24 protein-coding genes and 1 tRNA gene are annotated in these 25,899 nt (G+C 63.7%); 16 read left to right on the top strand and 9 right to left on the bottom strand.

The window, feature by feature from the left end; translation table 11 throughout:
• Positions 1-5 precede the first annotated feature (5 nt).
• Complete coding sequence (locus N0P34_RS04035; protein ID WP_275605727.1) at positions 6-785, top strand: ParA family protein; 780 nt, start codon at positions 6-8, stop codon at positions 783-785.
• 196 nt (positions 786-981) lie between these two features.
• Here the strand turns inward: N0P34_RS04035 and N0P34_RS04030 are convergent.
• The 3 genes from N0P34_RS04030 to N0P34_RS04020 form a co-directional block, all read right to left on the bottom strand.
• Positions 982-1,058 (bottom strand) — tRNA-Arg (locus N0P34_RS04030).
• Positions 1,059-1,177: 119 nt separating this feature from the next.
• Positions 1,178-2,605 carry a HAMP domain-containing sensor histidine kinase gene (locus N0P34_RS04025; RefSeq protein ID WP_275605726.1) on the bottom strand — a complete coding sequence of 476 codons (1,428 nt, stop codon included), beginning with the start codon at positions 2,603-2,605 and terminating at the stop codon, positions 1,178-1,180.
• Between the two features lie 51 nt (positions 2,606-2,656).
• Complete coding sequence (locus N0P34_RS04020) at positions 2,657-4,075, bottom strand: FAD-dependent oxidoreductase (protein ID WP_275605725.1); 1,419 nt, start codon at positions 4,073-4,075, stop codon at positions 2,657-2,659.
• 236 nt (positions 4,076-4,311) lie between these two features.
• On the opposite strand from N0P34_RS04020, the gene rpmH reads away from it, so the two are divergent.
• The 4 genes from rpmH (at position 4,312) to yihA (ending at position 7,426) form a co-directional block, all read left to right on the top strand.
• Positions 4,312-4,446 (top strand): 50S ribosomal protein L34, encoded by a 135-nt coding sequence (rpmH, locus tag N0P34_RS04015; protein WP_035077916.1) that lies wholly within the window; start codon positions 4,312-4,314, stop codon positions 4,444-4,446.
• A 13-nt stretch (positions 4,447-4,459) separates the two neighbouring features.
• Positions 4,460-4,867: a ribonuclease P protein component gene (rnpA, locus tag N0P34_RS04010; protein WP_275605724.1), complete on the top strand. Its 408-nt coding sequence runs from the start codon at positions 4,460-4,462 to the stop codon at positions 4,865-4,867.
• On the top strand, positions 4,864-6,702 hold the full coding sequence (gene yidC / locus N0P34_RS04005) for a membrane protein insertase YidC (protein WP_275605723.1): 1,839 nt from the start codon (positions 4,864-4,866) through the stop codon (positions 6,700-6,702). The genes rnpA and yidC overlap by 4 nt, the downstream gene beginning before the upstream one ends.
• Positions 6,703-6,769: 67 nt before the next feature.
• Positions 6,770-7,426 carry a ribosome biogenesis GTP-binding protein YihA/YsxC gene (gene yihA, locus N0P34_RS04000; protein ID WP_275605722.1) on the top strand — a complete coding sequence of 219 codons (657 nt, stop codon included), beginning with the start codon at positions 6,770-6,772 and terminating at the stop codon, positions 7,424-7,426.
• A gap of 9 nt (positions 7,427-7,435) precedes the next feature.
• Here yihA and N0P34_RS03995 read toward each other — a convergent pair whose 3' ends face one another.
• The 5 genes from N0P34_RS03995 to N0P34_RS03975 form a co-directional block, all read right to left on the bottom strand.
• The gene (locus N0P34_RS03995) at positions 7,436-8,149 is read right to left on the bottom strand and encodes a gamma-glutamyl-gamma-aminobutyrate hydrolase family protein (protein ID WP_275605721.1); all 714 of its coding nucleotides are present in this window, start codon (positions 8,147-8,149) and stop codon (positions 7,436-7,438) included.
• 100 nt (positions 8,150-8,249) lie between these two features.
• Positions 8,250-8,741 (bottom strand): peptide-methionine (R)-S-oxide reductase MsrB, encoded by a 492-nt coding sequence (gene msrB / locus N0P34_RS03990; protein ID WP_275606920.1) that lies wholly within the window; start codon positions 8,739-8,741, stop codon positions 8,250-8,252.
• Between the two features lie 136 nt (positions 8,742-8,877).
• Positions 8,878-9,441 (bottom strand): fasciclin domain-containing protein, encoded by a 564-nt coding sequence (locus N0P34_RS03985; RefSeq protein ID WP_275605720.1) that lies wholly within the window; start codon positions 9,439-9,441, stop codon positions 8,878-8,880.
• Between the two features lie 321 nt (positions 9,442-9,762).
• The gene (locus N0P34_RS03980; protein WP_275605719.1) at positions 9,763-10,467 is read right to left on the bottom strand and encodes an anti-sigma factor; all 705 of its coding nucleotides are present in this window, start codon (positions 10,465-10,467) and stop codon (positions 9,763-9,765) included.
• Entirely contained in the window at positions 10,464-11,009 is a 546-nt protein-coding gene (locus N0P34_RS03975) for a sigma-70 family RNA polymerase sigma factor (protein ID WP_275606919.1), read from the bottom strand. The genes N0P34_RS03980 and N0P34_RS03975 overlap by 4 nt, the downstream gene beginning before the upstream one ends.
• Positions 11,010-11,196: 187 nt before the next feature.
• Between N0P34_RS03975 and argB the strand changes: the two genes are divergently transcribed.
• The 8 genes from argB (at position 11,197) to N0P34_RS03935 (ending at position 20,632) form a co-directional block, all read left to right on the top strand.
• The gene (gene argB, locus N0P34_RS03970) at positions 11,197-12,096 is read left to right on the top strand and encodes an acetylglutamate kinase (RefSeq protein ID WP_275605718.1); all 900 of its coding nucleotides are present in this window, start codon (positions 11,197-11,199) and stop codon (positions 12,094-12,096) included.
• Positions 12,097-12,229: 133 nt separating this feature from the next.
• On the top strand, positions 12,230-12,982 hold the full coding sequence (locus tag N0P34_RS03965) for a sulfite exporter TauE/SafE family protein (protein ID WP_275606918.1): 753 nt from the start codon (positions 12,230-12,232) through the stop codon (positions 12,980-12,982).
• Between the two features lie 62 nt (positions 12,983-13,044).
• On the top strand, positions 13,045-14,562 hold the full coding sequence (gene ilvA, locus N0P34_RS03960) for a threonine ammonia-lyase, biosynthetic (RefSeq protein WP_275605717.1): 1,518 nt from the start codon (positions 13,045-13,047) through the stop codon (positions 14,560-14,562).
• Positions 14,563-14,722: 160 nt separating this feature from the next.
• Positions 14,723-15,964, top strand: a complete 1,242-nt coding sequence (locus tag N0P34_RS03955; RefSeq protein ID WP_275605716.1) for a hypothetical protein — start codon at positions 14,723-14,725, stop codon at positions 15,962-15,964.
• A 269-nt stretch (positions 15,965-16,233) separates the two neighbouring features.
• On the top strand, positions 16,234-16,926 hold the full coding sequence (locus N0P34_RS03950) for a pyrimidine 5'-nucleotidase (RefSeq protein WP_275605715.1): 693 nt from the start codon (positions 16,234-16,236) through the stop codon (positions 16,924-16,926).
• Positions 16,927-17,022: 96 nt separating this feature from the next.
• Entirely contained in the window at positions 17,023-18,900 is a 1,878-nt protein-coding gene (locus N0P34_RS03945; RefSeq protein WP_345774450.1) for an ABC transporter ATP-binding protein, read from the top strand.
• Between the two features lie 50 nt (positions 18,901-18,950).
• Positions 18,951-19,292, top strand: a complete 342-nt coding sequence (locus tag N0P34_RS03940; protein ID WP_275606916.1) for a metalloregulator ArsR/SmtB family transcription factor — start codon at positions 18,951-18,953, stop codon at positions 19,290-19,292.
• 353 nt (positions 19,293-19,645) lie between these two features.
• Positions 19,646-20,632: a cation diffusion facilitator family transporter gene (locus N0P34_RS03935; protein ID WP_275605714.1), complete on the top strand. Its 987-nt coding sequence runs from the start codon at positions 19,646-19,648 to the stop codon at positions 20,630-20,632.
• Here N0P34_RS03935 and N0P34_RS03930 read toward each other — a convergent pair.
• Positions 20,622-21,824, bottom strand: a complete 1,203-nt coding sequence (locus tag N0P34_RS03930) for a TIGR03862 family flavoprotein (protein WP_275605713.1) — start codon at positions 21,822-21,824, stop codon at positions 20,622-20,624. The two genes, N0P34_RS03935 and N0P34_RS03930, sit on opposite strands and share 11 nt — an antisense overlap.
• Before the next feature lie 112 nt (positions 21,825-21,936).
• Between N0P34_RS03930 and N0P34_RS03925 the strand changes: the two genes are divergently transcribed.
• The 3 genes from N0P34_RS03925 (at position 21,937) to N0P34_RS03915 (ending at position 25,799) form a co-directional block, all read left to right on the top strand.
• Positions 21,937-22,851: an ROK family protein gene (locus tag N0P34_RS03925; RefSeq protein WP_275605712.1), complete on the top strand. Its 915-nt coding sequence runs from the start codon at positions 21,937-21,939 to the stop codon at positions 22,849-22,851.
• Positions 22,842-23,570, top strand: coding sequence for a copper homeostasis protein CutC (locus N0P34_RS03920; RefSeq protein WP_275606915.1), 729 nt, complete (start codon positions 22,842-22,844; stop codon positions 23,568-23,570). Before N0P34_RS03925 ends, N0P34_RS03920 begins: the two co-directional genes overlap by 10 nt.
• A gap of 204 nt (positions 23,571-23,774) precedes the next feature.
• The gene (locus N0P34_RS03915) at positions 23,775-25,799 is read left to right on the top strand and encodes a methyl-accepting chemotaxis protein (protein ID WP_275605711.1); all 2,025 of its coding nucleotides are present in this window, start codon (positions 23,775-23,777) and stop codon (positions 25,797-25,799) included.
• The last annotated feature ends 100 nt before the right edge of the window (positions 25,800-25,899 follow it).

The raw sequence follows: 25,899 nt of genomic DNA, 5'->3' as shown, positions 1-25,899 counted from the left end.
ATGCCGTGACCGCAACACTGGTTGTCTCGAACCGAAAGGGCGGGACCGGCAAGACCACGGTTTCGGTCAATATTGCAGCCGAGTTGGCGGCGCGTGGCCAAAGGGTGCTTCTGGTCGATCTCGATACCCAGGGCCATTGCGCGGTGGGGCTGGGCGTAAGCGTATCGCGCAGCGCGCGCACCGCACATGATCTCTTCCGCAGCGCGGAAGCCACACTGGCCGGGGTCGTGGTTCCAACAAGCTGCGAGCGACTGGCTCTGGCACCCGCCGATCGCCTGTTTCACCACGGTCAAGGCCTGCAGGATGAAGGCATCCTGAGGCGTGCCATCGGCGAAGACGCCATCCAGCGGGACTTCGACGTCGTCATCATCGACACCCCGCCCTCGCTCGACGCATTGCTGATCAATGGTCTTGTCGCCGCCGACTGGTTGCTCGTGCCCTTCGTGCCCCACCCTCTGGCCGGCGAAGGCATCAAGCAATTGATGCGCATCCTTCTCAAGGTGATCACCGAGTCCAACCACGAGTTGAAGATCGCGGGTTTCCTGCCCGTCATGTCCAACGACCGGATCCGCCTGCACCGGTCCGTCGGTGCCGACGTATCCCTGCAGTTCGGCGCCTTCAAGGTTCTGCCCCCGGTCAGGAACGACATCAGGCTGGCGGAAGCTTTCGCCCTTGGGCAGCCAGTGCGATACACCGCCCCCTCCAGCCGGGCCGCTTCGGACTTTGCCGAGATCGGCGACATCGTCGCCCGTCGTTGCCTGGGCGACACCGCCGGGACGGCGTAAGGGCTTATCGCAAGGTGCCGTCAGGATCAGCGGCCCAGAAATGGATGGCTGCAGGGGCACGCAGGCTGCGCGAGCGTCCATATCCGATGGACCGGCGATCTCGTGCAGCTGGCATTTGCGGCTGCAGGAAGGTGCTGCAGGCCGATATCAAAATGTAAATCTGCAGTGGATCCGTGTTCAGTCAAGAAGACTGAAATGGCGCGCCCGGAACGATTCGAACGTCCGACCCCCAGATTCGTAGTCTGGTGCTCTATCCAGCTGAGCTACGGGCGCGCATGCCGGTTTTCCCGGCTTTCGTTGGGGCGAAACAATCTCGCCGTCCAACGAGGCAACCCATTACATTGGTGTTTTCTGCATTGCAAGCGACAGCGGAAACTTTTTGCGAGATTGTCTCATTGCCTGTGCATATCCACAGGAAGCACCATTTCGAACCGCGTTCCACCCCCCTCGGGATCGACATGGCGCAAATGGCCGCCATTGGCCTCGGTCAATTCACGGGCGATCGCCAGGCCAAGCCCCGTACCCCCAGCGCGCGCTGAACCCTCGAAGGCGACGAAGAGATTGTCGCGGGCCCGAGGCGGCAGTCCCGGACCGTTATCGGTCACCCCGACGCTGACGCCGGAACTGGTGACCTGCGAATCCACGGCGATCCGGGCCCCATCGCGTGGGCCGGCCGCTTCAAGCGCCTCGCGGGCATTTTTGAAGAGATTGACGAATACCCGCCCCATCTGGCCGGCATCGATGAAAACGACGACATCGTCCCCCACCGCATTGTCGAACGCGATGTCCGGGTGCCCGGCCACGCGCGCCTCGAAGGCCGCGTCTTCAACCAGGCTGCGCAGATTGACCGGGGCCAGCACCGGTACGCTCGCGGCCTCGCGCCCGTAATCAAGCACCGACTGCGCAAAGCCGATGGCCTTGTCGAGCGTGGTGACGAGGCGCGGTGCAAGGCGCTGAACCTTCGGATCATCGAGCGTCGCCACCTGATCGGAGAGCAATTGCGCAGATGTGAGGGTGTTGCGCAGATCGTGGTTGATCTTGGCGACGGCCAGACCCAGATCGGCCAGATGCCGTTGCTGGCGCAGCATGGAGAACAATTCCCCCTCCATGGCCGACAATTCGCGCTCGAGCACGCCGATCTCGTCCCGTCGCGTCGTCGCGCTCAGAATCAGCGAGGCGTTCTCCGGCGCCTTGCGGAAGCTCAATATGTTCCTCGAAAGCCGTTGGATCGGCAGGATGAACAGCTGGCTGACAAGCATGTAGAGCGCAAAGGCCGTCACCGCCGCGATGCCGAGCGAGACAAGGACGATATTCCGCGAATAGTCGAGCATGTCCCGCCGGAGCGGCGTTTCGGGCATGAGGATCTCAATCAGGCTCTCGTCGCTATCGCCCTCCCCGATGATGCGCAGGGTCCGCCCGGGACCGGCAAAGAGCGTGTCGATGGCCCCCGCCATGAGGCTGCCGATGTCGCGCTGGCGCATATCGGCGCTGACGACGATGTCGGGGGAAACCGGCTCGGCCAATTCGATCAACTGGCTCTGGCCGGCGCGGCGATAGACGATGGCATTGGCGCCGGCCGAGGTGAGCAGGCGATCCGTCAGATTGCGCGGCAAGGCCATGACATCGGGAACGGCGTCGAGGACCCTTGCCGCCACGACGCCGACGCGCAGGCGGTCATCGAGCCAGGTGGCCCGGAACATGGCCAGGGAGGGCAAGTAGATGACGATTTCGACGAGAAGGATGACAGCAATGATCGCGGCTATCAGCTTGTTCGACAGGCTGGAAAGACGAACGGTATTGGCACGAGATTCGTCGGACATTGTGATTCGATATTATGCCAAGCTCCCGCTGCGGTCACCCCTCCGCCAATATTAGCGTGCGACGAGGGATCGCCATGCCCGGTGCAGCTTCAATTGCAGGGAAGGCGCGCGACTGGGCAGGGCCTCCTCGGCAAGCTCCTGCAGCGCCGCAGAAAGGCTCGGACGCGGAGCGGGCATGGCCGATAGCCCGCGAAGGCCGATCCGCCTGTGCATGGCGAGAGCGACAAGGCCGGCGATCTCCCCGGCATCGGGCGCCACGATGACCGCCCCGACAATGTGATCACGCTTCTCTGCAAGAACCTTGACCAGGCCCCTGTCCCGGCCCCGCGATGCCATCAAGCCGTTCTCGCCGAGATTGGCGCGCAGAACCTGCCGGCCCGATCTGTTGCCGCCCTGCGCGATGGAGCCGACCTGCGCCAGGGCGGGATCGGTCCTGACAAGGCGCGGCGCGATCGGGCTGGTGCCGTTCCCCCCATGGACCAGTGCTTCGATGACTGCACGGCCATGGGCCAGCGCTTCGGCCCATTGCTCGATGCCGGCGGCCGCGCCCACGAGGCGCACGGCGCGATTGGACGTCTGCCCCAGGGGACCATGCACAAGCCCTGCTGGATTGCCCTTGGCGGGCCGCAGCCGGGCCTTGGCAAGGTCAAGATCGCGCCAGTCAGCAGAGTGGCCCAACGCGACGAGAATATGGGAGACGTCGAGCGCCTCGACCTCCCCCTGTGCCGTGGAGACCAGGACACCGGTGCCCTGGGCCCGGGGTATGATCTTGCTGACATGGCAGTCAGAAAGGATGCGCACCCCTTCCGATTGAAGGCCGGGCAGAAGGATATCAACACCCTCCCGATCATAGCCCGGCAAGGGCTCGCCCTGTGTCACAAGGGTAATTTCTGCACCGAGTCGGCGCTGGATCTGCGCCATTTCGACGGCGGCCTCTCCACCGCCGATGACGACGAGATGGGTCAGCTTGCGGGTATTCTCGACAATGGAATGGGGAGTGAAATAGGCGACCCGATCAAGCCCCTCGATCACCGGCAATCGGGGTATCGAACCAGGGGCAAGGACGGTGTAGCGCGGCTTGACCACCGTGTCGCCGACCTGAATTGAACGTGGATTGGCAAATTGCACCGGCCCTTCGAGACGCTGTATGCCCCTTGCGGCCAGGATCGAATGATCCTGTTCGACGGATTGCTGCGCGACGACCCGATCGACGCGCTCGGACACAGCCTTGAGTGCGAGTTTCCGGGGCTCGGGCCCAAGCCCCATGCCGGCCGCCCGACGGAGGGTTTCTGCGACGGAAGCGCTGGCAGAAAGCGCGGACAGCCGGAGGTCAGACTGGGCCTCCCCGCCCGTCTCCTCCCCTTCGCGCCCGACCAGCACCACACTGGCCCCGAGGCGGCGCGCATAAAGAGCCAGAGCGATGCCAAGGGCACCGGCACCCACAATGCACAGGTCAGGAGATTGGGACACGAGGCAAATCCGCCGCAGGCACTGAAGAACGTAATCGTTATGGTGACATATGGATCGGTTGACAACAGGGCGGAAACCTTGCCCTTTCCACCTGCTGCTGCGTTGACTTGATGCCGGCTTTTCCCTATAGACCCCTCGACCCGAAGTCGACGTGGCTTGCTCCCGTCGGCCAAACGAATTTTTCTGCGTCCCGCAGTACCCAAGAAGAGGAACCGTGCTCCGCGCGGTCTGAAGTCATGAAGCGTACTTATCAGCCCAGCAAGCTCGTGCGTGCTCGCCGTCACGGTTTCCGCGCCCGCATGGCCACCAAGGACGGCCGCGCGATTCTCAATCGCCGCCGCCGCGACGGCCGCAAGAAGCTTTCGGCTTAAGGATTTTGGCCGGATGACGGCCGAACTCCCATTCCAAGCTGTGAAATTGCGCCGCCTGAAGCGGCGCTCGCAATTTCTGAGGGCTGCCCGGGGCAATCGCGCCGGGCGGTCTGCATTTGGACTGCAGGCAATTCCGGCCCCGGAAGACGACGCTGGCGTCGGCTTCACCGTCACCAAGAAGGTCGGCAACTCCCCCGAGCGAAACCGCATGAAGCGCCGCCTGCGTGCGGCTGCGGCAGCGTGCGCCGGTGACTTTGTGCCCAGCCATGATTATGTGCTTGTGGCAAGGCGTGAGGCGCTGAGCCAGCCTTTTGCCAAGCTGGTCGCCGATCTGGGCGGCCTCATTATCCGCGTGCATGACGAGAAGGCGGGGAATAACCGCTCCCATACCGGCCGTGGCCAACGGAACCTCAGACCATGAATTCTGACAATCGCAATGTCATCCTAGCCGTCGTGCTGAGCATGCTCGTGCTGTTCGGCTGGCAGTTCTTCATCGCCGGACCCCAGCTCGAACGGGCGCAGCAGCAGGCCGAAATCGCCGCCACGCAGCAAGCCGAAGCCCAGAGCAATCTGGCCGTGCCGCAGGACGGGACCACGCCAGCAGCAGGCGCCACGCCGGCCAGCGGCGGCGTAGCCACCTTTGCCGACCGTGCCAGCGCCATCGCCGCGTCCGCGCGCGTCGAGATCAACACCCCCGACCTCGATGGCTCGATCAATCTGGTCGGTGCGCGGATCGACGATCTCGAACTCAAGCAATATCGCGAGACCACGGCCCCCGATTCTCCCATCATCACCCTGCTCTCGCCTGCCGGCGCGCCGGGTGGCTATTATATCGAGCAGGGCTGGGCCCCCGCAGCGGGCGCAAACATCGCCCTGCCCGACGGCCAGACCGTGTGGTCCCTCGTTGGCGACACCACCACGCTGACATCTGCGACGCCAGTGACGCTGCGCTATGAGAATGGCCAGGGCCTGATCTTCACGCGCACCATCGCGGTCGACGACTATTATCTCTTCACCATCACCCAGACCGTTGAAAATACCGGTTCGGGCGATGTGGCGCTGTTCCCCTATGCTCGCGTCGTGCGGCAGGGTACGCCCCCGGTCCAGAACTTCTTCATCCAGCATGAGGGTCTGCTCGGTGTGCTCGGCTCCAACAATTGGGTCGCGCGCAAATATCACGACATCCAGAACGACCGTCAGGTCGACTTCGCCTCGACCACCGGCTGGCTCGGCATTGCCGACAAATATTGGGCGACCGCCGTGCTGCCCAAGCCGGGAACGCAGATCAACGCGCGCTTTGCCCATACCCTGCAGGGCCAGACGCCGGTCTACCAATCCAATTATGTCGAGACCCAGCCCGTCGTCGTTCCCGCTGGCGGCACTGCAAGCAGCGAGAGCTTCGTCTTCGCAGGCGCCAAGGAAGAACAGGTCATCGCCGCCTATGAGCGCGACCATGGCTTCGACCGGCTTGAACTGCTGATCGATTGGGGCTGGTTCCATTTCCTGACCAAGCCGATGCACTGGTTGCTGGTGACGCTCTACGGCATCCTGGGCAATTTCGGCCTCGCCATCCTGGCCGTGACCGTTATCGTCAAGGCCATCTTCTTCCCGCTGGCAAACCGCTCCTACGCCTCCATGGCCGCCATGCGCCGCGTGCAGCCGGAAATGAAGGCCATCCAGGAGCGCCTCAAGGACGACCGCCCCGCCCAGCAGCAGGCGATGATGGAGCTCTACAAGAAGGAAAAGATCAACCCGCTGTCGGGTTGCTGGCCGGTGCTCGTGCAGATCCCGGTGTTCTTCTCGCTCTACACCGTCATCTTCATCAGCCTTGAAATGCGCCACGCGCCGTTCTTTGGCTGGATCCAGGATCTGGCTGCGCCCGATCCGACCAATATCTTTACCCTGTTCGGCCTGATTCCGTGGGATCCGACCGTGATGCCGCTGATCGGTTCGTTCCTGCACCTGGGTATCTGGCCGGTGATCATGGGCATTTCCATGTGGGTGCAGATGCGCCTCAACCCGCCGCCGCCGGATCCGACGCAGGCCATGATCTTCAACTGGATGCCGGTGATCTTCACCTTCATGCTGGGCGCATTCCCGGCGGGTCTGGTGATCTATTGGGCCTGGAACAACACGCTTTCGATCATCCAGCAGTGGACGATCATGAAGCGGCACGGCGCAGAGGTGAACCTCTTCGGCAATATCCTCGACAGCTTCAAGCGCAAGCCCAAGCCCGCCGACACCACCAAGAGCTGACCTCGGCCAGAACCCTAACCGAGGCCCGTCGGCAACGCCGGCGGGCCTTGCCTTTGAAAGGCACGACATGAGCACCATACCGGATTTTCCGACCGACATTATCGAGCGTGGGCGCCTCCTGTTCGCGCGGCCCTTCCTCTTCGTCAAAGGCTGTGTCCGCATCGCCGACCTGCCGGAAATGGACCGGGTGGAAATCGCCTTCGCCGGCCGCTCCAATGTCGGAAAGTCGAGCCTGATCAACGCCTTGTGCGGCACCTCGGGCCTGGCGCGCACGTCCAATACACCGGGCCGCACCCAGGAACTCAACATCTTCGAAAGCCAGAGCGAAAATCTGCGCATCGTCGACATGCCCGGCTATGGCTACGCCAAGGCCCCCGAGCCCAAGGTGCGGGCCTGGACGGCCCTCATCCATCAATACCTTACGGGTCGCGCAACGCTGCGCCGGGTCTATGTTCTGGTCGATAGCCGCCATGGCCCCAAGGACAACGACATCTCGGTGATGAACGAGCTCGACCGGGCGGCCGTGAGCTACCAGGTGGTGCTGACCAAGGTCGACAAGCCGCTGGCCAAGGATCTGGAAAAGGCGATCGAGGCGACCCGCGCCACCATTGCCAAGCGCCCCGCCGCACACCCGGACATCATCCAGACCTCAAGCGAAAAAGGCACTGGGCTCAAGCATTTGCGCAGTGAGATCGCCCTGCTGCTGGCCGCCAGCGACGTCTAGGATCCAGCGTCAGGCGACGGCCTGGCGGAAGAAGTCGACGATGTAGCGGGACAGCAGATCGCTGTCCGATGGGGTGGAAAAACTGGCCGCTGCGCGATCGGCCTTTTCCGCTCCCAGCGCCTCGCGGCGCAACTCGGACAGCGCCAGGGCGTAATCATCCTTGAACTCGGGATGTGGCTGGAAACTCAGCGCTTTTTCATTTGAGTAATAAAGCCCGGCATTGGGTGTGAAGGGGGTCGAAAGGATCACCTTCGCCGCCTCGGGCGGCACGATCACCTGGTCCTGGTGCGAACAGGCGATGGCGAGGCTTTCGGGCGCATCCGCCATGAAATCGGGACGATCCACCACGGAATAGCTGTGGCGGCCAACGCCCCATCCCTTCTCGGATTTTCTCACCTCTCCGCCCAGCGCATCGGCCATGATCTGGTGGCCAAAACAGATGCCGAGCATGGGAATTCCGGCGCCATAGGCCTTGCGGATGAACTGGCGCAGCGGCTCGATCCAGGGCAGATCGTCGTAAACCCCGGCCGGCGAGCCCGTGATGACGATTGCCGTCATTTCGGTGGGATCGGGTAGCGGATCGTTCGCGTTGACCACGACCAGATCGTACTCAAAACTATCCGAAATGCTGTCGAACATCCGCTCGAACATGCGGGAATAGTCGCCGAACTGCGGTCGCAGCGGCGCCGGAACGTCGCCGGTCTGAAGAATGGTGATTTTCACGGATCTGCGCCAGGAAAAGGGATCACTGCGCAGATAAAGCCAGTCCAGAGCCATGGCAAGGAGGGGGGACAGATTGCCGCCCCCTACCGGATCGCCCGGACTAGGCCGCCTTGAAGTTCAGCGCCACGCCGTTGATGCAGTAGCGCAGGCCCGTCGGGGGAGGACCATCCTCGAACACGTGGCCCTGGTGGCCACCGCAATTGGCGCAATGGACTTCGACGCGAAGCATGCCGAAGGAATTGTCTTCCGAGGTTCCGATGGCGCCGCCGATGAAATCCCAGAAGCTGGGCCAGCCCGTGCCGCTTTCGAACTTGGTGTCGGAGGAAAACAGCGCCGAGTCGCAGCCCGCGCAGTGAAACAGGCCCGCCCGTTTCTCGTCATTGAGCGGGGATGTAAACGCCCGCTCTGTGCCTTCGCGACGCAGGACCTCGAAAGCCTCCGGCGAGAGGCGAGACCGCCATTCATCATCGCTCAGCTTGACGGGGAAATGACCCTCTGCGGCACCGGCAAGGCCTTGCGGCCGCCACAGCCCCAGCGCCATTGCCAAAGCAAGGGCGGAGCCGGAAATAAGAAAGCCGCGTCGCGTCTGCATCATAGTTCTCTTCCCCTGCACCTGCCGTCATGCGGCGGTGCTTTGGCACCGACTATAGGACAAGCACGCACAAGCCGGCGTCAAGTTTTAGTGAGACGCCGCGCGAGAGGAACGCGGCGTCTCGGGATATAAGATCTTAGCTCTTGGGGGTCAGGACCGCGTCGATGACGTGGATGACGCCATTGGACTGAATAACGTCAGCAATGGTTACATTGGCGACCGTACCGTTTTCATCCGTAACGGTGACCTTGCCGTCAGCGGCCTTGAGGGTCAGCTTGCAACCGCCGACAGTGTCGACCACATGCTCGCCGCCATCATCATTGACCATCTGCACGATATCAGTGGACAGCGCCTTGGCCGGGATGACGTGGCAGGTCAGGATCTGGGTCAGCATGTCCTTGTTCTCAGGGAGGAGAAGGGTGTCGACCGTCCCTGCCGGGAGCGCGTCAAAGGCAGCATTGACCGGTGCGAGAACGGTGAAGGGACCGGCGCCGGAGAGCGTTTCAACGAGGCCCGCAGCCTGGACGGCAGCGACCAGCGTGGTGTGATCGGCCGAATTGACGGCGTTCTCGACGATGTTCTTGTCAGCGAACATGGCAGCGCCGCCGACTTCGGGATTGTCCTGGGCAAGGGACGCACCGGTGAGCGCGCCGAAAGAGAGAAGAGTAGCGACGGAGAGAGCACGAAGCGAAAGGGTCATGGCGAGGTCTTTCCTGTTGAATTTTTCTCCCGTGTGATCGGGACAAGGGGAGTTACGGGAGCGCCGAAAAAAGAGTTTCAGGATTTTTTGCTTTTTTTGTTTTTGGGGGACGTTTTGGGGCGCGTTGAGGGTGTGGGCCCCCCTCCAGCGCCGCGACGGTCTGACGGCCTAGCTTTGCTCCGCCGTTCGAGCCGAGCTCTCACGGCCTTCTCGCCTAAAATTGCTCCGCTGGAGCATTTTTGCCTTCGTCCTGGTCGAATCCCTCTCAAGGGAGGGTGGGCATTGCGCTTGGGGAGGGGCATTGCGTAAGCCCCTGCCCCGTTAGATCCGGGTGACGGCGCCCTGGGCGACGATGGGGCCGGTTGCGATGCCATTGGGGGCGCCGCCCTTGGGTTCGAGGGTGATGGCGAGGACCGAGCCTTCGCCCCAGCCGGCCTGGATCGCGGGACTGAGTTCCACGACGCTGCGGGCGTTGACCGGGACGATACCCATGGAAACCGGCGCGCCACCGCCCTGGATGGCCCAGAGTTCGTAGTCGCGGTCGGGGATTTCGGAGCCGGAAAGCGCGGTCAGCCGGACAGCCCCCGAGCCGTCATAGAGCGCGACGAACTGCACATCGCTCCCCTCGGCGCGCAGGGCGGCGACCAATTGGGTGGTGAGTGCGGCAGAATCGGGGGCAGGCTGCACCAGCGAGAAGCCCACAGCAGCCACCGCAATGGCAAGTGCCCCGGCGGTGATGCCGCGCCAGAGCGCAAGACTATCCCACCACGATGCGCGGACGGGCGTGGGGAAAAGACGCATCTCGATGCTCTGCCAGGTGCGTGCCGGCGGGGTCACTTCGGAAAATTCGCTATCGAGCGCGGCAAAGCGGGCGCTCCAGAAATCGCGCTCCTTCTGCAGCGCCGGACTATCGGCGATGAGCTTCTCAACGCGCAGATGTTCGGCACTGTCGAGCAGACCGAGCACATATTCGGCCACGAGCGGGGAGCCGCCCTGCCCTTTGCTGTCTTGTGAACCCGTGCTCATGCCGTCAAACACTCTCGCAGTTTTAAAAGGCTGCGGCGCAGCCATGTTCGCATCGTATTGAGCGGCACCGCATAGCGCTGCGCCAGCTCCTCGTAGCTGAAGCCATCGAGATAGGCGCCCCGCACCGCCTCGGCTCGTTCAGGATCGAGCGTGGCGAGGCATTTCGTGATCCGCTGCCCATCTTCATTCGTTTCGGCGACCCGATCAGGCGTGGGCATATCGTCCGCCAGATCGAGGACCTGATCAATATCGTCCGTCGCGGGCCGGCGGGCCCGCAGCATGTCGAGCGCGTGATTGCGCGCGACCGCCACCAGCCAGCTGATCGGGCTCGTCTGGCCGGGCATATACTGACCGGCCCGCTGCCAAATCTTGACATAGACTTCCTGAACGGCCTCTTCGGCCTCCCCCCTGTCCCGCAAGATACGCAGCACGACGCCGAAAAGTTTCGCGCTGGTGCGGTCATAGAGGTGGCGGAAGGCGTCCCTGTCGCGCAGGGCGCAGCGTGCAATCAAATCTGCCACTTCCCGAGCAGCCGGTTGCATGGTCATATTCGGCAAGCCTCCGAGGCCCACACAATAATGCGGGCGTGTGCGGTTTGGGAGAGAATACGCAATCGGGGGACAATCGGATCATCCGACATGATTTTGTCGGGCTTGCCGATTTAAACCGAAGAGCAAATAGACTAGACCCATTGCCCGACTGCAGGCCTAGCCAGGGAAACGCCTACCCATGTCCGACCAAGCCTCCACCGATCGGTTCAGCCACGACGCCGGTATCCTCGCCCAGGCCCTGCCCTATATGCAGCGCTATGAGGGCAAGACTGTCGTCGTCAAATATGGCGGCCACGCCATGGGCAATATCGAGCTCGGCCGCGCCTTTGCCCGCGATATCGCGCTGCTTAAACAATCCCGCGTCAATCCGATCGTGGTCCATGGTGGTGGCCCCCAGATCGCCTCCATGCTGAAGAACCTCGGCATCGAGTCCAAATTCGAGGGCGGGCTGCGCGTCACCGATGCCCGGACCATGGAAATCGTCGAGATGGTTCTGGCCGGCTCGATCAACAAGGAAATCGTCGCGCTGATCAATGCCGAAGGCGAATGGGCCATCGGCCTCTGCGGCAAGGACGGCAACATGGTCTTTGCGAAAAAGGCGGAAAAGACCGTCAAGGACCCCGGCTCCAATATCGAGCGCGTGCTCGATCTCGGGTTTGTTGGCGAGCCGGTCGAAGTCGACCGCACCCTGCTCGACACCCTGGCCCGTTCCGAAATGATCCCGGTCATCGCTCCGGTCGCCCCGGGCCGTGACGGCGCCACCTACAATATCAACGCCGATACCTTTGCCGGCGCCATTGCCGGATCGCTCGGCGCCAAGCGCCTCCTGTTCCTGACCGACGTCGACGGCGTGCTCGACGCCAACAAGAAGCTGATCCCCGAGCTGACGGTGCGCGACGCCAAGGCGCTGATCGCCGATGGCACCATTTCGGGCGGCATGATTCCCAAGGTGGAAACCTGCCTCGAGGCGCTCGAAAACGGCGTCGAGGGCGTGGTGATCCTCAATGGCAAGCAGCCGCATGTGGTGCTGGTGGAACTGTTCACCGAATTCGGCGCCGGCACGCTGATCGTGCGCTGATCCATTTCCTGGCCGCCGCTGCGGCCCTAGAACTGCAACTGGCTGGGGGCACGCACGTTCCCCCAGCACGGGACGCCACTGCAGCCCGGACAGGTTGGGGGGCGATTTGCCGGAAGAATTCCTGATTTTCGCGATGGTGGGCTTCCTGGCCCAGATCGTTGATGGCGCGCTGGGCATGGCCTATGGCGTGGTCAGTTCCACCATGCTGCTGGCCTTCGGCGTGTCGCCGGCCGCAGCCTCGGCCAGCGTCCATGCCGCCGAAATGTTCACCACGGCCGCTTCGGCCACGAGCCATGTGACCCACAAAAACGTCAATTGGCGCCTGTTCTGGCGACTGGCCCCGGCCGGTGTGATCGGGGGCGTGCTGGGCGCCTATGTGCTGACCTCGATCGACGGCGCGGTGCTGCGCCCCTGGGTGACGACCTATCTCGCCCTGCTCGGCGTCTACATCCTCTACCGCGCCCTGCGCGTGCGCCCGGCCTACAAGGAGCCGCGCAAGCGTGTGGTTATGCCCCTGGGCGTGGTCGGCGGCTTTGTCGACGCCGCAGGCGGCGGCGGCTGGGGACCGATCGTCACCTCGAGCCTGATCGGGGGCGGCGCGGCGCCGCGCTATGTCGTCGGCACGGTCAATTGCGTCGAATTCTTCGTCACCACTGCCGTTTCGGCGGCTTTCGTCGTCGCGCTGCTGACCGGCCATTGGCAGGATGCGGAGGGCCTTGCCGACCATGCCTGGTCGGTGGGCGGGCTGGTGGTGGGCGGCGTGCTGGCAGCGCCGCTGGCCGGGTTCGTGGTGCGGATCATCCCGGCGCAAAAACTGATGCTGCTGGTCGGCACGCTGGTGCTGTGCCTGGCCGGTTATCAGACCTGGCAATTGCTCAGCGCGTAAGCCCTGGTGTTGACTTTTGCCGACGGCAGGCCTTTGTCCCCACTGCCGATCCGGAGCCCGCCATGCACGATTATGTCCGCAAGATTCTCTCCTCGTCCGTCTATGAAGTGGCCGAGCAGACCCCGCTCGAGAAGATGAAGCGCCTCTCCGAGCGTCTGGGGCAGACTATCCTGCTCAAGCGCGAGGACGAACAGCCGGTGTTCTCCTTCAAGATCCGCGGCGCCCATAACCGCATCGCCCATCTCACCGCCGAGGAGCGGGCGCGCGGCGTCATCTGCGCCTCGGCCGGAAACCATGCGCAGGGCGTGGCGTTGTCGGCGAGCCGGGCGGGCATTCGCGCTGTCATCGTCATGCCAACCACGACGCCGGATATCAAGGTTTCCTCGGTGCGCCAGCTGGGCGGGGAAGTCGTACTGTTCGGCGACGGCTTCGACGCCGCCCGCGTCCATGCCGAGGGGCTGGCCGAGCGGCACGGCTATGTGTTCGTGCACCCGTTCGACGATCCCGACGTCATTGCCGGCCAGGGCACGATCGGGCTCGAGCTGGTGCGCCAGCATCCGGGGCCGATCGGGGCCATCTATGTGCCCATCGGCGGGGGTGGGCTGGCGGCCGGGATCGCCAGCTTCGTCAAATTCCTGCGGCCCGAAATCCGCGTCATCGGCGTCGAGCCGGAGGAAGCGGCGAGCATGAAGGCGGCGATTGCAGCGGGGCACCCCGTGGCGCTGGATCAGGTGGGGCTCTTTGCCGATGGCGTCGCGGTGCGCCAAGTGGGCAACGAGACGTTCCGGCTCTGCCGCGATTTGCTCGACGATATCGTCACCGTTTCGGCCGACGAAATCTGCGCCGCCATCAAGGATATATTTGACGACATGCGTGCCATTGCCGAGCCGGCGGGGGCTCTGGCGCTGGCGGGATTGCGGCGCGAGATCGAGACCGGCGCGGCGCCGGAGGGCGCGCTCATCGCCATCAATTCGGGCGCCAATGTCAATTTCGACCGCCTGCGCTATGTCGCCGAACGCGCCGAGATCGGCGAGCGAGCCGAGGCGCTGCTCGGGGTCACCATTCCGGAAAGGCCGGGCAGCTATCGCGCTTTCATCCGCCTTCTGGGGCGGCGCGCCATCACCGAGTTCAACTATCGATATGCTGCGGGCAGCGAGGCGCATATCTTTGTCGGCATCAAGCTGGCGAATGGCGAAAGGGAAAAGCAGGAGATCGTCGAGCATCTGACTGCCAATGGGCTCAAGGTGACCGATCTCACCGATAACGAGGTCGCCAAGCTCCATGTCCGGCATATGGTGGGCGGGCGCGTCGCCGGGCTCGACCACGAGATGATCTTCCGCTTCCAGTTCCCCGAACGGCCCGGCGCGCTCCTGAAATTCCTCGAGGGCCTCAACGATGGGTGGAATATCTCGCTCTTCCACTATCGCAATCACGGTGCCGATTACGGTCGCGTGCTGGTCGGCGTCGAGGTGCCGCCCGAGACCCGCGCCGACCTTTTCGCGCATATCGAAGCCATCGGCTTTCCCTATTGGGACGAAACCGAAAATCCCGTCTACAGGCAATTTCTGCAGGCGAATTGAACCAATACCCCGCAAACGGGGTTCGACTTTAGCATTTCACTTACCGCTTATGGCCGCACTTCCTGTGACGGCTGCTTAGCACTTGCAATCGGGCCCTCACGGGGCAACACAAAAGGGACATGTGCGCCTGTTTCGATAGGCGCATAAGCACGATATCGGGATGACGCAGACCATGATGACGACCACCAAGATCAAGGGCTTGATGCTGGCTTCGGGCCTGGCGACGCTGGCCATGTTGCAACCGGCAATGGCGCTCGACGCCCAGGCCTTCGTCCAGCGCATTGCCGAGGTCTACAAGGTCGGCGGCTATGACATCACTTTCGGCCCGGCCACCGCCGAGGGCGACACCGTGGTCGTGGACGGGCTGACGCTCTCCTTGGCCGGGGTGGACGATCCGATGAAGATCGATACGCAACTGACCTTCTCCGGCGTGACCGACACCGATGATGGCGGCTTTACAGCCGAGCGCCTCAGCGTGCCCGATATCGACACCGAATTTTCCGACGAACCAGTCGGCCGGCTGACGCTGAGCGACATCGTGGCCGAGGACATCTACCTGCCGCCCGCAGGGGCGATGGATACGATCGACCTGATGCAGAGTGTGGGCCGCATTTCCACTGGCCCGCTCAGCGTGACCCGTGACGGCGCCGACTTCCTCGCGATTGCCGGCTTCGAGGCGAGCAATGAGTTCACCTTTGACGGTGACGACGCGCTGACCGATATCGTTTCGATTTTCGAGGTCTCCGGGATCTGGGCCGATCTGTCCAGCGCCGGCGAAGAAGACCCCGAGACGGGCGCAATGATCGAGGCGCTGGGCCTGACCGAAATCAACGGCAACATCAGCCAGTCCATGAGCTGGAACCTGGTCGACGGCCATATGGTGATCGACCAGTTCCTGTTCGATTTCGACGATGTCGGCGCCATCGACTTCAAGGGCGACATCTCCGGATTGACCCCGGCCGTGATCGACAAGATCAACGCCATGCAGGCCAGCACTGTCGACCCCACAAGCGAGGCAGCACAGGCCCAGCAGATGATGCTCGGAATGGAACTGCTCCAGGCGATCACCATCACCGGGTCGAGCCTGCGCTATGACGATGCTTCGCTGGCCGGCCGGATGATCGATTTCTTCGCCGAACAGTCCGGTGCTGACCGCGCCGACTTCGTCGAAGGCCTCAAGGCGATGGCACAGCAGAGCGTGAGCCAGCTCGGCATTGCGGCGCTGACGGAAATGGTGACCCCGGCCATCAACGCCTTCCTCGACGACCCGCAGAGCTTCGAGATCGGTGTGCGTCCGCCCAAGCCGACGACCCTTCTGGTGCTGAGCGCCGCCGCGGCAAACCCCGCCGGCCTGATCTCGGCCGTCGGCCTCTCGGTCAAGGCCAACCAGCCGGCCGAATAAGACCTCGCTGTTTCAAGTATTGGCCCTCTCCCGCCACGCGGGGGAGGGTTTTTGTTTTTTGGGGGGCTGTGCGTAGGAGAACCCCCACCCGGCCTCCCCCTGATAGGGGGAGGAGTGGATCGGGGCTTTCGATGTCTGGGGCTCCATCGGCCAGTCCCTCCCCCTGTCAGGGGGAGGTTAGGTGGGGGCCTCCGCTTTCAGTCGATGGGCACCGGCCCTGCATTTTTTGGCGGGTGAAGCCGCCTCCAGGTTCTGGTAAGCTTGCGCTCATGAACAGTTCTGCGCCGCGCCTCGATCATATCACCGACTGGGTTTTCGACCTCGACAACACGCTCTATCCGCGAGAGTGCAACCTCTTCGCGCAGGTGGATATCCGCATTACCCATTATGTGATGGACGTCACAAAACTCGAGTTCGACGCAGCTCGGCGGCTGCAGAAGGACTATTACCGGGATTTCGGCACCACGCTGAACGGGCTGATGACACAGCACCGGATAGACCCCGACCACTTTCTCAACACCGTCCATGCCATCGACTATTCGCCGGTGATGCCGCATCCCGAACTGATCGCGGCGATCCGCGATTTGCCTGGGCGCAAGCTGATCCTGACCAATGGCGACACCGGCCACGCCCGCAATGTGCTGAAAAAGCTGGGCGGCGATGATCTGTTCGAGCATGTGCACGATATCCGCGCCATGACCTTCGTGCCCAAGCCGCACCGCCAGGCCTATGACGGCTTTTTCGCGCGCTACGACATCGACCCAACCCGCGCAGCCATGTTCGACGATCTGGAGAAAAACCTCATCGTGCCGCACGAACAAGGCATGGCGACGGTGCAGGTCGTCGCGGCGGAAGGCTTTGCCCATGACCAGGTCGAAGCCTGGGAACTGGACCAGGCCGCGGGCCCGCATGTGCACCATGTCACGGCCGATCTTGCCGGCTTCCTGCGGGCGCTGCGATAGGATTTTGGTGCTGCTGACGGAATTTGTCGCGCAACGGGCGATTAAATCGCGTCGGGCTTATTTCCCGGCTGGCCCCGCCGCACTACATTGGTGGCCATGACCGACATGCCCGGGCGCCGCCCGCCCCCAATTCCCGACAAGACTCCGACATTCCGCGAGCGCCTCGACAATCTGCGCCATCTGGGGCGGCTCGTCGCCCAGATCTGGCGCACCAGCCGATGGCTGACCAGCGCAACGGTGGTGCTGCGACTGATCGCGGCGCTGCAACCCGTGGCCGTGCTCTATGCAGCCAAGCTGATCGTTGATGAAGTGGTGCGCCTGACCGGTATCGCCGCGCCGGGGCCGGACTTTATCGACTGGTGGAATTCGGGCCTCTTGACCCCGGTGCTCTGGTTGCTGGTGCTGGAATTCTCGCTGGTCTTTGCCAATGACATCATCGCGCGGGCAACGGGACTGGTGGATTCGATCCTCTCCGAACTCCATTCCAACCAGGTCAGCATCGAGCTCATGGCCCATGCTGCCCGGCTCGATCTCATGCATTTCGAGAGCGCCGAATATCAGGACCGGCTGGAGCGGGCTCGGCGACAGGCGGCCGGCCGAAATGCGCTGCTCAGCCAGATGTTCGGCCAGGCGCAGGACATCATCACCGTACTGACCCTGGCGGGTGGCCTCTTCTTCTACGCGCCCTGGCTGATCCTGCTGCTGCCGCTGAGCTTTATTCCCTCGATCTGGGGGGAAACGCGGTTCAACACGCTGGCCTATATGCTCAGCCGCTGGCGCACCCCTGAGCGCCGCGAGATCGAATATATCCGCCATATCGGCGCCAGCGCTGAAACGGCCAAGGAGGTGAAACTCTTTGGGCTCGGTGATTATCTCATCGACCGTTTCCGCACGCTGGCCCGGCAGATCTTTCTCGAAAACCGGCGCATTTCCATTTTGCGCGCCAGCTGGGGCGCCGTATTCGCCGGCATTGCCAGCCTCGCCTATTACGCCGCCTATGGTTACATCGTCTGGCGCACCATTACCGGGGAATTCACCCTGGGCGACCTGGCCTTCCTCTCCGGCTCGTTCCTGCGCCTCAATGGGCTCTTCCAGCGCATCCTCCTCGGCTTCACCCAGATCGCCGGGCAATCCCTCTATCTCGACGATCTCTTTTCCTTCTTCGAGATCGAGCCGACGGTTTTGGCGCCCGCATCCCCAAGACCCTTTCCCGCGCCGATCCGGCAGGAGATCGCCTTCGAAAATGTCGGTTTCCGCTATCCCGAAACGGAAAGCTGGGTGGTGCGCAACCTCTCCTTCACCCTTGCGGCCGGCGAAACACTGGCCCTGGTTGGGGAAAACGGGGCGGGCAAGACGACGATCGCCAAGCTTCTGACCCGGCTTTACGACCCCAGCGAAGGCCGCATCACCATTGACGGCATCGATCTCAAGGAGATGGACCCCAGGGATATCCATGCCCATGTCGGCGTGATCTTCCAGGATTTCATCCGCTATTCCTTCACCGCCCGCGACAATATCGGGGTGGGGCGCATCGAGGCACGCGAGGACCAAGAGCGCATCGACCTCGCCGCCGAGCAGAGCCTTGCCGACAGCGTCATCGCAAAGCTGCCCAAGGGCTATGACCAGCAATTGGGGCGCCTCTTCAAGCAGGGCCGCGACCTTTCGGGTGGAGAATGGCAGAAAGTGGCCATCGCCCGCGCCTATATGCGCGATGCCGAACTGATCATTCTCGACGAGCCGACCGCCGCGCTCGACGCCAAGGCGGAGGCCGAAGTCTTCGCGCGCTTCAAGAATTTGGCGCATGGCAAGTCGGCCGTGATCATCTCGCACCGGTTCTCGACCGTGCGCATGGCCGACCGCATCCTCGTGCTCGACAATGGCGCCATTCTGGAAGCCGGCACGCATGAAGAATTGCTCGAAAGGGCCGGACGCTATGCCGAACTGTTCGAAATGCAAGCGGCGGGATATCGCTGATCCCTATGCTCCTGTTCTGGCCAAGGCCGGCGAACGCGCCTAACTAGATGATGCCCAGACGCCGAACCGACGAGCCAGCCGTGCCCCTGCCCGAGGACAATACCATCACCGTGATTGCCGAGACCTTTCGGCTGCTGGGTGACCCGACGCGCCTCAAAATCGTCCTAACCTGTCTCGAGGGCCCGATTGCCGTCGGCGACATTGCCAAGGCGACCGGGGCCAGCCAGTCCCTGGTGAGCCACCATCTGCGCCTCTTGCGCGCCGCAAGGCTGGTGCGCGGCACGCGGCGCAACAAGCAGGTGTTCTACGAGGCCGCAGACGCCCACATCGCCAACATATTGGCCGATATGGTGGCCCATTCCCTGGAAGAGCACGAGGACGACGAGGGGTAAGTTTTTGTCCTTCGCTCGTTTCCCACTCGCCGCAAAACCTGGCTTCCCTCGGGCTCGACCCGAGGGCCCCTAGAGCATTTCACCCGCGTCGTTAACGCGATGAAATCACTCTAAATCCTTGTTTGTCGCGTTTCCGAACCGGAAAAGTGGTGTCCACTTTTCCTGGAAACGCTCTAGCCGCGCCCACGATGGCAGAGTGGGGCTCGCGGAGCGGCTCTCGGGTCGAGCCCGAGGGAAGCGGGGCGGTAGATTGACGTCATCCGAATTCTGCGGCGGCATTCCTCTGTGGGGTTTCCCCCCTTGACCCCATTCATATGAACGCATATTCATATGTAGACTGATGGAGGATAATCATGTCCGGGCACGACCACAGCCATGATCACGGCGAGCATAGCCACGGCGAACACGACCATTCGGGGCATGACCACGACCATGCAGGCCATAGCCACGCGCCCAAGGTGAGCGCGGGCAATGAGCGGGCCGTGCTGATCGGGCTGGTGCTGACCGGTTCGTTCATGATCGCCGAACTGGTGGGCGGCTATCTCTCCGGCTCACTGGCGCTGATTGCCGATGCCGGACACATGCTGACTGACACGGTGGCGCTGTTCCTCGCCTGGCTCGGTTTCCGCCTCGGCAGCCGGCCTGCCGACGCCAAGCGCAGTTTTGGTTATGCGCGGCTGGAAGTGCTGGCGGGGCTGCTCAATGCCATCACCCTTTTCGCGCTGGTCGGCTGGATCATCTACGAGGCCGTGAACCGGCTGTTTGCGCCGCAGGAGGTGCTGGCGGGGCCGATGTTTATCGTCGCAATGCTGGGGCTGCTGGTCAATCTCGGTGTATTCCGCATTCTCCAGAGCGCCGATAATGACCACGTCAACATCAAGGGCGCGAGCCTGCATGTGCTGGGCGATCTGTTGGGATCGGTCGGCGCGATTCTGGCCGCCATCATCATCTGGCTGACCGGCTGGATGCCGATCGACCCGATCCTCTCGGTTTTCGTCAGCCTGCTGATCCTGCGCAGCGGCTGGGCGCTGTTGATGCGGACGTTCAACATTCTGATGGAAGGCGCGCCGGAAGGCTTTGACAGCGCCACGCTGCAGAATGGGCTGGTGGAGGCCGTGCCGGGACTAGCCCGGGTGAGCCATCTGCATGTCTGGTCGCTGTCCTCGGGCCGGACCATGGCAACGCTCGATATCGTGCTCGCCGACGGCGCCGACCCGGCCATCGTCACCGCGGCGATCAAGACTGCACTGATGACGGATTATGACATCGGGCACAGTACGATCGAGATCGACTGGGCCGGCAATGGGCTCGCCTGCCCGGCCGGGCAAATCAGCCCTTGAGATAGGTCATCGCACCATGGGCGGCGGCGCGGCCGGTGGCAAAGCAGGCAGTAAGGAGATACCCGCCTGTCGGGGCTTCCCAATCGAGCATTTCGCCGGCCGGGAACAGGCCCGGCACCTCCCGCAACATGCCATTGTCGTCGAGCGCGGCGAATTCGACGCCCCCGGCCGTCGAAATGGCGCGGTCGATAGGCCGTGGCCGGACCAGCGGAATGGGCAGGGCCTTGAGGGCACCGGCCAATTGGTCTGGCGACATCTGGGCCGCACCGGGAAAAATTTCGCGCAGCAATCCTGCCTTGACCGGATCCAGACCCGCCCCCTTGCGCAGGCGATTGGAAAAGCTGAGCTTTTGCGGCTGGCGGGCGATGTCGGCGGCAAGCCGCTCGGCCGGGCGGCCGGGAACGAGATCGAGCAGCAGCGACGCGGATTGCCCGGCCAGCAAGGCGTCGCGCAGGGGCGCGGCATGGGCATAGACGAGCCCGCCCTCGACCCCGCTCGTGGTGATGACGAACTCACCCTGGATGGTGCCGGCGGCGCTGGTGGCGGTGACCGATTTGACCGGCGCACCGGCAAAGCGCTCGACGAAAATCGGGCTCCACGCGATTTCGAACCCGCAATTGGCGGGCTTGAACGGGGCAAGCGCCACGCCTTTTTCAGCCAGAAGCGTGGCCCAGGCGCCATCCGACCCCAGTCGCGGCCAGGACGCCCCGCCCAGCGCCAATATGGTGGCGTCGAACCGTTCTGAAATAATCCCGTCAGGGGTGTCGAAGGCAAGCGTTTCACCCTCAAGACCCACCCAGCGATGGCGGGTCCTGAGGCTGACCCCCAAAGCCTCGAGCCGGGCGAGCCAGGCCCGCAACATTGGCGAGGCCTTCATGACTTTCGGGAAGACACGGCCGGAGGAACCTACAAAGGTCTCGACGCCAAGACCGTCGCACCAGGCGCGCAGATCGTCAGCGGTGAAGGCGTCGAGCGCCGCGGAAAAGCTCTGGGGAACAGCGCTATAGCGCTCGCGCAGCGCCCCATGCGGCTCGGAATGGGTGATATTGAGCCCGGATTTGCCGGCCATCAGGAATTTGCGGCCCATTGTGGGCATGGCCTCGAAGACCGTAACCGCGTGCCCTGCCTCGGCCAGCACTTCTGCAGCCATGAGCCCCGCCGGGCCGCCGCCGATGACAGCCATTCGGGCCATGCAAAATTCTCCTGAAACCGGCCACGAGGGCCCTGCCCTTCCTTTGCGACAATTGCGCGCCGGGCGCAACTGAGGCATAGCCTCATCCCATGGACGCGATGGGGTCGCCGCAATGATTACCGCATTCGACATTGGCGGCTCGACCATCAAGGCGGCTCTGGCCAGGGGGCCGGAAAGCCTCACCCTGCTCGACCGCGTGCCGACGCCGCGTGATGATTTCTCCGCTTTTTCCGATGCGATCGCCCGCTGTGTCGACGCTGCGGGTGCCCTGGCGGACAGCCCTGTGGCCATTTCGGTGACCGGCGTGGTCGATCCCGAAAGCGGCATCGTCACCTGCGCCAATATCCCCTGCATCGATGGGAAGAACCTTGCCGCGGAGCTTGGCCAGCGGCTCGGCCGAAAAGTGCTGGTGGCCAATGATGCCGACTGCTTCGTTCTGGCCGAGGCCCATGCCGGTGCCGGTCGGGGGCATCGCGTCGTCTTCGGGGCCATCTTGGGCACGGGCGTCGGCGGCGGCATCGTGGTCGATGGGAAACTCCATCCCGGGGCCGGTGGGCTGGCGGGGGAATGGGGCCATGGCACCATTGTTGCCACGAAAACCAGCGTGCCCCCTTACGATCTGCCGCATTTTCCCTGCGGGTGCGGGCTCTGGGGATGCCTCGACACTGTGGGTGCCGCGCGTGGCATTGAACGGCTGCACCGGCACCTTCACAGCGAGGAGCTGGACAGCACCACCATCCTCGCCCATTGGGAAGCGGGCGACCCAAGGGCCGAAGCGACCATCGCCCTTCAGGTGGAACTGGTTGCCCAGCCGCTGGCGCTGGTCGTCAACTTTGTCGGCCCCGGCATCGTGCCGGTGGGAGGAGGGCTCGGCAATAGTGCGGCCCTGATTGCCCGGCTCGATGCGGCGGTGCGACCGCGCATCCTGAGAAAACTCGACCGGCCCCTCGTGGTGCCGGCCCAATTGACCGCCGATGCCGGTTTGATCGGCGCGGCCATGCTCGGACTGGAGGCGACATCGCCATGATCCTGATTGAAATCTGCGTCGACGACGCGCAGGGCCTTGCCGCGGCCATTGCCGGTGGCGCCGACCGCGTCGAATTGTGCTCGACCCTCGAAATGGGCGGCCTCACCCCTGCCCCCGGCCTTATGGCCCTGGCAGGCAAGGCGCCGATCCGCAGCCGGGCCATGATCCGGCACCGGCCCGGCGATTTCGTTCTCGACAAGGCCGATATCGCCACCATGCGGGGAGACATCGCAGCGTCGCGCCAGGCGGGGCTGGAGGGCGTGGTGCTGGGCGCAAGCCTTGCCGATGGACGGCTCGACCTCGAAGCCCTCAAAAACCTTGTCGGCGCCGCGGGCGACATGGGCAAGACGCTGCACCGCGCCATCGACCTCGTGCCGGACATGGCCGAGGCGGTCGAACAGGCCATTGCGCTGGGCTTTGACACCATCCTCACCTCCGGTCGGGCCCCCAGCGCCCTCGAAGGCCTCGATGACATTGCTCTCGCCCATAAAATCGCGGCGGGCCGGATCACCATCATGCCCGGCTCGGGCGTCGACCACACCAACGCCACGCACATCCTGGCGCGGGCCCCCCTCGAGGCGCTGCATGCGTCCTGCTCCGAGCCGGCGCGTGCGGCCAGTGTACCGGCTGCGCGACTGGGCTTTTCCAGCCCGCAGCGGCGCAGCACCAGCCCGGCCAAAGTCTCCGCGCTCAAGGCCATTAGCGCAGCAGCCAAGTAAGCGTCCAGTGACCGCTCGCATCCCCTTGCCTGATCTCCAGGCGGGGCGGGCACGCCCCTGTTAACCTTCACCAAGTCTTAAGGGGAATACTGGCATCTACTGATCTGATCGGCGTCTTGGCGAGAACAACTCGCATAAGCGGCGGGCACGACTGATATGCTGGTCCAGGAGGACCGAGCCGGTCACCAGGAGGTCACTAGGTCTATGCGTATACGCGGTAAACTCCTCACCATTGTCGCGGTGATGGGAATCGTCTCGGCCCTCATCACTGGCATGGGGCTCTACATCGTCCAGGAATACGGCCAGCAGATTGACCGCCTCGACAACGCCTCCAAGCGCGCCCTGTCCGGAGAAAAACTCAACCGTCTCGTGACCGCCGTGGTCATGGATTCCCGCGGCATCTATGTTTCGGCCGACACTGCGGCGGCCGCCCAGTTCGCCGATGGGATCATGACCCATCTGGACAATATCGACCTCGTCCTCGAGGGCTGGAAGCCCCTGCTGGCGCCCAGCGATTTGCCGGGCTTCGAGGCCATGGCCGAGCGCGCCGCCGAGTTCCGCGCCTTCCGCACCGAAACGGCGCGCCTTGGCCGCGACGTCGACCCGGCCGCAGCCAATCGCCTGGGCAATAACGAGGCAAACCGGGCCAATCGCAAGGCCTTCCAGACCGAGATCGACGCCATCGTCACCACCGACGTCGAACGTTTTTCCCAGATCCAGTCGGAAATCGCCGGCTTCCAGACAGCCATGCAGACCATGCTGCTGCTCGCTGCAGGCCTCGGCATCGCGGCCGGCACTGCGGGCGCCCTCTATATGGGTACGCGCCAGATGAGCCGCCCGATCGGGCTGCTGACCCTGGCCATGCGCGACCTGGCCGACGGCAAGTTCGAGACCGAAGTTCCGGGCGCCGAACGCAAGGACGAAATCGGCGAGATGGCCGCAGCCGTGCAGGTGTTCAAGGAAAACGGCATCCGCATCGCCAATATGAGCGCCGAGGAACAGGCCCGCGCCCTGCGCACCGCCGCCCGCGCCAAGGTGATGGAAGACTTCCAGGGCGAATTCGACACTGTCGTGGCCGCCGCCATGGCCGGCGATTTCTCGCACGCCATCAATGGCCAGTTCGACGACAGCGACATCACCCGCATTGCGCGCAATTTCAACGCCATGGTGCAGAGCATTCGCCATGGCCTCGACGACGCGACCTCGGTGTTGTCGGCACTTGCCGATACCGACCTCAGCCAGCGCATGGAAGGGGACCATAAGGGCGCCTTCCTCAAGCTCAAGACCGACATGAACCGTGTGGCCGAAACCCTTTCGGACGTGGTGACACGGCTACGGGCGACCTCGCGCGGGGTCAAGACCGCCACCGGGGAAATCCTGGCAGGCGCCAATGATCTGTCCGAGCGCACCACGCGCCAGGCCGCCACGATCGAGGAAACCTCGGCCGCCATCGAGCAGCTGGCCGTTACGGTGACTGAGAACGCCAAGCGCGCCCAGGACGGCACGGTAACCGCCGAGGCGGTGACCAATGCCGCGCTGCAGGGCGGCCAGGTGATGAAGCAGGCGACCGAGGCCATGGACCGGATTTCGTCCTCGTCCTCGAAAATCTCCAACATCATCGGCATGATCGATGACATTGCCTTCCAGACCAACCTCCTGGCGCTCAACGCTTCGGTGGAAGCGGCCCGTGCCGGCGACGCCGGCAAGGGTTTTGCCGTGGTTGCGGTCGAAGTGCGGCGCCTCGCCCAGTCTTCGGCGGAGGCCTCCTCGGAAATAAAGGCACTCATCGAACAGAGCGCCGCCGAGGTCAGCGGCGGCACGCGCCTCGTTGGCGATGCCGCGGCAAAGCTCGAAGCCATGCTCGAAGCGGTGCGCACCAACAGCGCGCTGATGTCCGACATTGCGCGCGAAAGCAGCCAGCAGGCAGCGGCCATCGAAGAAGTGACCGTGGCCGTGCGTCAGATGGATGAAATGACCCAGCACAATGCGGCGCTGGTGGAAGAAACCAATGCCGCCATCGAGCAGACCGAGGCTCGCGCCAACGAGCTGGACAAGATCGTGGAAGTGTTCCGCCTCAACGAGACGAATGACTGGGCGGAAACAGCCTCGAGCCTGCGCAGCGCCCCCCGCAAGCCAGTGCCGGCAAGGCCCGCGCAGACAAAGCCCGCCAAGGCCGCCTATCTCAGTCAGGGCAATGCGGCGATCTCAGCCGACTGGAGCGAGTTTTAGGCGGCGGGGGGCTATCATCCTTTGATCAGGGCGTACGACCGGACTGTCGGCTCCTGCGCTCCCTCCCCCTTGTGGGGAGGGTAGCAAAGCTAGGCCAAAG

The organism is Devosia sp. FJ2-5-3, assembly GCF_029201545.1.
Classification (GTDB): domain Bacteria; phylum Pseudomonadota; class Alphaproteobacteria; order Rhizobiales; family Devosiaceae; genus Devosia.
The sequence above is the reverse complement of the archived record's forward strand: the minus strand, read 5'-3'. Positions and strand labels throughout refer to the sequence as shown.

Bases quoted from the DNA above. Each gene is read 5' to 3' on its own strand.
- N0P34_RS04025 (WP_275605726.1), bottom strand. From the start codon at position 2,605: ATGTCCGACGAATCTCGTGCCAATACCGTTCGTCTTTCCAGCCTGTCG.
- rpmH (WP_035077916.1), top strand. From the start codon at position 4,312: ATGAAGCGTACTTATCAGCCCAGCAAGCTCGTGCGTGCTCGCCGTCAC.
- rnpA (WP_275605724.1), top strand. From the start codon at position 4,460: ATGACGGCCGAACTCCCATTCCAAGCTGTGAAATTGCGCCGCCTGAAG.
- yidC (WP_275605723.1), top strand. From the start codon at position 4,864: ATGAATTCTGACAATCGCAATGTCATCCTAGCCGTCGTGCTGAGCATG.
- yihA (WP_275605722.1), top strand. From the start codon at position 6,770: ATGAGCACCATACCGGATTTTCCGACCGACATTATCGAGCGTGGGCGC.
- msrB (WP_275606920.1), bottom strand. From the start codon at position 8,741: ATGCAGACGCGACGCGGCTTTCTTATTTCCGGCTCCGCCCTTGCTTTG.
- N0P34_RS03985 (WP_275605720.1), bottom strand. From the start codon at position 9,441: ATGACCCTTTCGCTTCGTGCTCTCTCCGTCGCTACTCTTCTCTCTTTC.
- N0P34_RS03980 (WP_275605719.1), bottom strand. From the start codon at position 10,467: ATGAGCACGGGTTCACAAGACAGCAAAGGGCAGGGCGGCTCCCCGCTC.
- N0P34_RS03975 (WP_275606919.1), bottom strand. From the start codon at position 11,009: ATGCAACCGGCTGCTCGGGAAGTGGCAGATTTGATTGCACGCTGCGCC.
- argB (WP_275605718.1), top strand. From the start codon at position 11,197: ATGTCCGACCAAGCCTCCACCGATCGGTTCAGCCACGACGCCGGTATC.
- N0P34_RS03965 (WP_275606918.1), top strand. From the start codon at position 12,230: ATGGTGGGCTTCCTGGCCCAGATCGTTGATGGCGCGCTGGGCATGGCC.
- ilvA (WP_275605717.1), top strand. From the start codon at position 13,045: ATGCACGATTATGTCCGCAAGATTCTCTCCTCGTCCGTCTATGAAGTG.
- N0P34_RS03955 (WP_275605716.1), top strand. From the start codon at position 14,723: ATGACGCAGACCATGATGACGACCACCAAGATCAAGGGCTTGATGCTG.
- N0P34_RS03950 (WP_275605715.1), top strand. From the start codon at position 16,234: ATGAACAGTTCTGCGCCGCGCCTCGATCATATCACCGACTGGGTTTTC.
- N0P34_RS03945 (WP_345774450.1), top strand. From the start codon at position 17,023: ATGACCGACATGCCCGGGCGCCGCCCGCCCCCAATTCCCGACAAGACT.
- N0P34_RS03940 (WP_275606916.1), top strand. From the start codon at position 18,951: ATGCCCAGACGCCGAACCGACGAGCCAGCCGTGCCCCTGCCCGAGGAC.
- N0P34_RS03935 (WP_275605714.1), top strand. From the start codon at position 19,646: ATGTCCGGGCACGACCACAGCCATGATCACGGCGAGCATAGCCACGGC.
- N0P34_RS03930 (WP_275605713.1), bottom strand. From the start codon at position 21,824: ATGGCCCGAATGGCTGTCATCGGCGGCGGCCCGGCGGGGCTCATGGCT.
- N0P34_RS03925 (WP_275605712.1), top strand. From the start codon at position 21,937: ATGATTACCGCATTCGACATTGGCGGCTCGACCATCAAGGCGGCTCTG.
- N0P34_RS03915 (WP_275605711.1), top strand. From the start codon at position 23,775: ATGCGTATACGCGGTAAACTCCTCACCATTGTCGCGGTGATGGGAATC.